Source organism: Microcystis sp. M31BS1 (genome assembly GCF_020245285.1).
GTDB classification, from domain to species: Bacteria; Cyanobacteriota; Cyanobacteriia; order Cyanobacteriales; family Microcystaceae; genus Microcystis; species Microcystis panniformis.
In genome coordinates this window covers 1-2,547 of sequence record NZ_JADBVE010000161.1, presented here as the reverse complement: position 1 = coordinate 2,547, position 2,547 = coordinate 1, and the positions used below count along the sequence as shown (strand labels likewise).

Here is a 2,547-nt window from a genome sequence, read left to right as displayed (position 1 = left end):
TTGCTAATAAACATAGCAAAATTATAGATGATTTCCTGACCTAAGATCACATTTTATTCTTTTTTCCACTTCAATCTAAGAATTGAGAAAAAAGCAAAACCCTCCATTATACCATAAAAAAATTATGCAAGAGGTCTAATGTCTTGTTCGTCCCGCTGCCAGTCGGTAGCCCCTCTCGAAATCACCTCACCATGACGACAACAACTCTGACTCCCGCACCAGTTCAAGCGGCAGAAAATTCCCCAGCACCCCCTGAGTGGGTAGATTGGCAAGTCGCACATCAAATTCCGGGACGGCTGCGAATTCGCATTCCTCGCCTCAATTGGGATGACGAATTTGCCAGACGCTTACAGCGATCGCTGCTTAGAACCACTGCCATCAGCGAGAGCCGCATCAATGCCGCAGCCTGCTCCCTGATTGTCTCCTACCAGGCGGAAATGCTGTCAGCAACGGCCATCCTAGATTACTTGCAAGCGGCCATCCCAGCGGCCGGCCGGGAAAGAGAGCCAAATCCAAGCGAGAAAGTCGGGGCTAGGAATCAGGGGACTTGGCCAACTTTAGGGATGCCGGCCTTAACCTTGGCTGTGGCGATCGCTGCTGCTCCCCTAGAACTGCCCTTCTCGATTGTGGGGGGAATTGTCCTTGCGGCTTCAATTCCTCTCTGGCAGAGGGTTGGCCAAGCCCTCACCCAGCAGGGACAAGTGACAATAGACTGCCTCGATGCCCTCTGGTTGAGCTACCAACTGCTGCAAGGTAACAACATCGCCGGCGCACTCGCCCTCAATCTGGCAGCAGTGGGAGAGAGCCTGCGCCAGAGCAAGCTCCAACAGCTAGAAGACGAGCTATACCTGCTGTTCGAGCAAGAAGATGCAGAAATCCACTGGCTCTCTGACCGGCAGCGGTTCGCTCCCGTTCCCGAGGCAGCTCGAGAAGGGTGGCTAGATTCCGTCGAAAAAACCGAACTACTCCAGAACCTCAAACCCGTCGCCCAAGGAGCGATCCTACCCACTTTGTTCCTGAGTGGCACTTGGGCAATCCTGACGGGAGACTTGGGGCGTGCGAGTGCGCTGTTACCCCTCGACATCGGGGTTTCCCTGCGGGGCGTTACTCCCTTGGCAGTGGTTTCGACCCTGACGGCGGCAGCGCGACAAGGCGTTTACATCCGCAATGCCAGGGTACTGGAAAAGCTGGCTCAGGTGGATACTCTGGTCTTTACTCGCGAAAGTTTCCAGGACTTGATTACCCCGGAGCTGCCGGTGAGTTGGGGCATCCCTTATCAGTGCATCCACTTCGCCACCGATGCGGCTGCTGTTGAGGGCCTCCAAGAACAGTTGCACCGCCAAGGTAAGCGGGTGGCTTGGATAACCGACAGTGGTACTGATTGCTTGGCTGCCCAGGAGGATCAGGTGGTCATTTCTCTAGGGAGAGGGGATTTTGAAGCGGCCGCAGATGTCATCTTGCACAGCCAGGATCTCCAGCCCCTCGGCTACACCTTTGCTCTGGCGCGGCATACCCTTGCCACTGCCTACGGGAGTTTGGCGATCGCTACTCTGCCCAACCTGTTAGTGGTGGCAGTCGGGGCATTTTCGGGACTCAACCCGGTGGCAGCCGCCGCAATCAACGGCAGTTCAGCCATCCTCGCAGAATTGAACAGCCTGCGCTCCCCGAAACTAACCCCTTAGAAAACGGGTTTCTTTGAGAAACTATTTAGAAAATGGGTTTCTTTGAGAAACCCGTTTTCTTGTAATAAATGTTAATTTTTGTGATAGCACCCTTGAAAAATTGGGGATTGTTGGGCTAAAACTGTTAGAAATAAACTTTTGCAGTTAATGTCATGATTTCTACCCTGTTGCCGATTTTTCCTGCTGTTTACGATAGTTTGTTCGATTTAGCTCAATCTGATGGTTTTTGGGCAAATTTGGCAATCGCTGTGGGTTAAGGGGGTGAAATCATAACAATCCGTTGCCAAAACCGACTTTTCAGAATACAATAGATAAGAGTAGTCATTCATCGCTCAGATTAGTTAAGATGATATTACATGACTAATAATATTGACCATGGCCGCTTATTTAAAGAGTTAATCTCCACCTTTTTTGTCGAATTTATCGAGTTATTTTTTCCTCAATTGATGGATTATTTAGATAGAGACTCGATTACTTTTTTAGACAAAGAAGTATTTACCGATGTCACGGAAGGAGAAAGGTATGAAAGCGATTTAGTCGCACAAGTTAAGTTTCGAGGAAAAGAATCTTTTTTTCTGATTCATGTCGAGGCGCAGGAAAGTTCCCGCCAGTGGTTTAATCGGCGAATGTTTACTTATTTTGCTCGCTTTCATGAGAAATTTGTCTTACCGATTTATCCGATTGTAATTTTCTCTTATTCAAAGCCAAAAAGAGAAGCGATTAGTCCTGACTGACGGACACATTTTTCAATACAAAGACAAGTACTGTTATGTGAAAGCCTCAAACTCCTGAATAAAAGAAAAGGTAATTTTGCCATAATAATCCTGACGAGCTTTGCGAGAAGCAAAACAGGGAAAAGGGTCAA

Annotated in this window: 1 protein-coding gene and 1 pseudogene; both read left to right on the top strand. The window is 48.9% G+C overall.

Annotated elements, in window-relative coordinates; translation table 11 throughout:
- Positions 1-191: 191 nt before the first annotated feature.
- On the top strand, positions 192-1,682 hold the full coding sequence (locus IM509_RS09280) for an HMA2 domain-containing protein (RefSeq protein WP_072923669.1): 1,491 nt from the start codon (positions 192-194) through the stop codon (positions 1,680-1,682).
- Between the two features lie 356 nt (positions 1,683-2,038).
- Positions 2,039-2,407 (top strand): annotated as a pseudogene (locus IM509_RS09275) (RpnC/YadD family protein); the annotation flags it as partial.
- Positions 2,408-2,547: the final 140 nt, after the last annotated feature.